The sequence below is a fragment of the Mesorhizobium sp. P5_C1 genome, from assembly GCF_054049815.1.
This window is the reverse complement of the sequence record NZ_JBFULQ010000465.1, coordinates 1-4304: the sequence shown is the minus strand read 5'-3', so window position 1 is coordinate 4304 and position 4304 is coordinate 1. Positions and strand designations below refer to the sequence as shown.

Here is a 4304-nt window from a genome sequence, read left to right as displayed (position 1 = left end):
ACGGAATACCTTCCCGGGTTGGGCGGACCGGCCGATCCTAAAGATCAGGATTCGAGCGATGGCGCTCGACCATATTGATCGGTCGGAACGATTTTCATGACACAGAAACAATTGCGGCTTGGCGCTTTCATGCGCCCCGTCAGCCTGCACACCGGCGCCTGGCGCTATCCGGGCGCCTATCCCGACGCCAATTTCAACTTCGCGCATCTGAAGCGCTTCGCCCAGACCCTGGAGGCGGCGAAGTTCGACGCCTTCTTCATGGCCGACCATCTGGCCGTTCTCAACATGCCGATCGAGGCGCTGCGGCGCAGCCACACGGTTACGTCGTTCGAGCCGTTCACGCTGCTGTCGGCGCTGGCCGCCGTCACCGATCATATCGGGCTGGTCGCAACCGCATCGACGACGTTCGACGCGCCCTACCACATCGCCCGCCGCTTCGCCTCGCTGGACCATATCAGCGGCGGCCGCGCCGGCTGGAACATCGTCACCACATCCAACCCCGATGCGGCGCTCAACTTCGGCATCGACGAACATGTCGAGCATGACGAGCGCTACCGGCGGGCACGGGAATTCTATGATGTCGTGACCGGCCTGTGGGACAGCTTCGCTGACGATGCCTTCATCCGCGACGCTGAAAGCGGTCTCTATTTCGATCCTTCCAGATTGCGTGTGCTCGATCACAAGGGCGAGCATCTCTCGGTGCGCGGGCCGCTCAACATCGCCCGGCCAATCCAGGGCTGGCCGGTCATCGTCCAGGCCGGCGCGTCGGAGGCAGGGCGGCAACTGGCGGCAGAGACGGCGGAAGTCATTTTTGCCGCGCATGCCGACCTCGCCGCGGGCCAACGTTTCTTCGCCGACGTCAAAAGTCGTGCGGAGAAACTCGGCCGCTCGCGCGACGACATCAAGATCCTGCCCGGCGCCTTTGTCGTCGTCGGTGACAGCGTCGAGGACGCGCAGTCCCAAGCGGGCGAAGCTCGACAGCCTCGTCTATTACGAGAGCGGCATTGCTTCGCTGTCGATCGCGATCGGGCATGACGCATCCGGTTTTGATCCGGACGCGGCCTTGCCCAAAATCCCCGAAACCAATGCCAGCAAGAGCGGCCGCGAGCGTGTCATCGAACTGGCGCGCAACGAGAACCTGACCGTCAGGCAGCTTGCCCAGAGGCTGGGTGGCTATTCCGGCCTTGCTTTCGTCGGTACACCTCAAACGATCGCAGACGAAATGGAGGAATGGCTGGCCACCGAGGGCTCCGACGGGTTCAACATCATGTTTCCCTATCTGCCCGCCGGGCTCGACGACTTTGTCGAGAAGGTCGTGCCCGAACTGCAGAGTAGGGGGATCTTCAGGCGGCAGTACGAGGGAACGACATTGCGCCAGAATCTTGGCCTGAAGCGGYCGCCCAACCGGTTTTTCGAGTAGAGTGTCCTTGACAGCGAGGTCGTCCCCAAATGTCAGCCCAGACAAACACCCGCATCGTGCTTGCAGCGCGACCGCAAGGCCGGCCGAAGCCAGGCGATTTTCGTATCGAGACGGTTAAAATTGTCGAGCCGGCGGAGAACGAACTCCTCCTGCAGATCCTCTATCTGTCGCTTGATCCCTATATGCGCGGGCGGATGAACGACGCCAAATCCTATGCCAAGCCGGTCGAGATCGACGGCGTGATGGAAGGCGGTACGGTTGCGCGTGTCGTCAGATCCCGCCACGCCGGCTTCGCTGAAGGCGATGTCGTCCTGTCGCACTCGGGATGGCAGAGCTTTGCACTGTCCGACGGCGTCGGGCTGCGCAAGCTCGAACCCGCGGCGGCGCCCGTCACCACGGCACTCGGCGTTCTCGGCATGCCGGGCTTCACCGCCTATGCCGGCCTGCTCACGATTGGACAGCCAAAGCCTGGCGAGACGGTCGTCGTGGCGGCGGCCAGCGGCGCGGTCGGGTCAGCCGTTGGACAGATCGCCCGCATCAAGGGCGCGCGTGCCGTTGGCATTGCCGGCGGAGCTGACAAATGCGCTTTCGTGCGGCAGGAGCTCGGCTTCGATGCGGTCGTCGATCACCGTGCCGATGATTTTGCCGCGCAGCTGAAGGCGGCGTGCCCTGATGGCATCGACATCTATTTCGAGAATGTCGGCGGCCCTGTCTGGGATGCGGTGTTCCCCCTGTTGAACGATTTTGCCCGCGTGCCGGTCTGCGGGTTGATCGCGCAATACAATGTCATCGCGGAGTCCGGCATCGATCGGCTGCCRACGCTGATGCAGCAGGTACTCCACCGAAGCCTGACGATCAGGGGGTTCATTCAGCGTGAATTCGTCGACCAGCGCCCGGCTTTCTACCGCGACATGGCCGACTGGATAGCATCCGGCCGCGTTCGCTACCGGGAAGATATCGTGGATGGCATAGAGAACGCTCCGCGAGCCTTCCTTGGCCTTCTCGAGGGTAAGAATTTCGGCAAGCTCATCGTGCGGGTCGCCGAAAGTCCCTGAGGGCTTTGCCCAAGAGGATTTTCGGGGTTTCGAATCCAGAAATGGTCGCTCAATCCTTGGCCCGCATGGATACTCTAACTTGTTGACGCTCCCATCGGGCTCGACGTTCTTGAAAGAACCGTCCAATAGTCGAGTGCTTTCAACTGCTCGACACCATCCAGCACCATGCTGCCTGCGACATAGACGATGACCGCAAGGCCGAGCCAGCCGATCCAGCGATGCCTGGCCAGCAGCGCCGCCACCAGCGTCGAGGCGACCGCCATCAGAACCACCGACAGGATGAGGCCGAAGACCAGCGCATCCATGTCGTCGCTGGCAGCGCCTGCCACGGCGAGCACATTGTCCAACGACATCGAAACGTCGGCAACGACGATCTGCACGATCGCTGTGCGCAGCGCCTTGGCCGGTCGTGTCGCTGCAAGGAAAGCCACGGTCGGATCGGCGTCTGCACCGTCCCCGTCATCGGCATCGCCGGCGGATCGCAATTCCCCGAACATGTTCCAGCAGACCCAGAACAACAGCAGGCCGCCGACCAGCATGATGCCCGGGATCGCCAGCAACTGCACGGCCACCACGGCAAAGACGATGCGGATGACAGCCGCTGCGGCGATGCCGGCGATGATCGCCTTCTGCCGCAGCGCCTTTGCCAGGCCCGCGGCCGCCATGCCGATCACCACGACATTGTCGCCCGACAGAACGAGATTGATGGTGATGACTTCCAGATAGGCTGTGATCGTCGCCTGATCGATCCCAAGGGACATCCGGTAAGCTTCCCTGTCGTTCGCAGTTTTTCCTACCCTAAGCAGGGACTCAGCAAGACGAATGGATCCTACCATGCATATGGGGCTTCGCTTCCGGCAAGATAGGGGTAGCCTGTTGCAACCGCACCTCGCCCTGCGGCAGCGTCAATGGCGGCATGAACTCCAGCACATTATCGGCCTGGACGCGGCGGCGGCATTCCCTGCGCCGTTGTCGATGCGCATGATCGGGTGGTGTCTCGGTTTGAAGGCTCGCTGGTCGCGATCCGGGCCGAACTCCTGTATGCTTTCCGCAAAGCATGGGGGAGGCTTCATGCCATATGCCGTCCAGACATGCCCGGATGACGTGGATCGCCTTAATGCGCTCCTCGTTGGACGCAACTGCGCCGAAGCCGGGCCACGCGGATGGCATAGCGAGCGCTCTGCCAAGGAATAACGGAGGTGTGGGCAATGGCTGAAGATATGCCCGTTCAACCAATTCGCCGCGAACTCCTGCTTGGAAGCTGGCGAATGACGTCTTGGATGACGAGAGACGTTTCGACCGGGGAGCGGCAGCCAGCTCTGGGTCAGGAACCTCATGGCATCGTCATCTATACACCTGAGCGCGTCATTTTCTTTATCCTTAGGAACAATCGCAATCGGCCGCAGCGTTTGCCACCATCCGACGAAGAGAAGATTGCGTTGTTCGACTCGATGTTCGCCTATTCGGGCAGCTATACGGTTGAGTCAGATCGCGTTGTCCATCATGTCGACATGAGCTGGAATGAAGCATGGAGTGGCACGGAACAGGTGCGGTTCTGCAAAGTCGACGAACATACGCTGACTTACACCTCGCCCCCCACCCAAAATCCGTTCGACGGGCGCGAGATTATTCACGAAGTGACCTATGTGCGAGAGAAATGACCCTGGGTCGATCTGCCTCTCAGGTCTCGGCATCGACCGCATCGCAAGATTTCAAACTGAGATACTACCTGATGGCGAGCAGAGTCGACATTGCGTGAGGATGTCACTATATACCGGCGGCTTCGACCCGCGCGCCTCAGGGCAGCGCCGCCGAAGCGACTGTAAATG

General features: G+C 61.3%; 3 protein-coding genes and 1 pseudogene. 3 read left to right on the top strand and 1 reads right to left on the bottom strand.

Going from position 1 to position 4304, the window contains the following annotated elements:
* Positions 1-96: 96 nt before the first annotated feature.
* Together ACXJ7R_RS25875 and ACXJ7R_RS25870 are read left to right on the top strand one after the other, a co-directional pair.
* Positions 97-1420: pseudogene (locus ACXJ7R_RS25875) on the top strand (LLM class flavin-dependent oxidoreductase).
* Between the two features lie 29 nt (positions 1421-1449).
* Entirely contained in the window at positions 1450-2475 is a 1026-nt protein-coding gene (locus ACXJ7R_RS25870) for an NADP-dependent oxidoreductase (protein ID WP_457154311.1), read from the top strand.
* Between the two features lie 74 nt (positions 2476-2549).
* Here the strand turns inward: ACXJ7R_RS25870 and ACXJ7R_RS25865 are convergent, their stop codons facing one another.
* A complete protein-coding gene (locus ACXJ7R_RS25865) occupies positions 2550-3236 on the bottom strand; it encodes a YjbE family putative metal transport protein (protein WP_457154310.1) in 687 nt (228 codons plus the stop codon).
* A 447-nt stretch (positions 3237-3683) separates the two neighbouring features.
* Here ACXJ7R_RS25865 and ACXJ7R_RS25860 point away from each other — a divergent pair, with 447 nt between their 5' ends.
* Positions 3684-4136: a lipocalin-like domain-containing protein gene (locus ACXJ7R_RS25860; RefSeq protein WP_457154309.1), complete on the top strand. Its 453-nt coding sequence runs from the start codon at positions 3684-3686 to the stop codon at positions 4134-4136.
* The last annotated feature ends 168 nt before the right edge of the window (positions 4137-4304 follow it).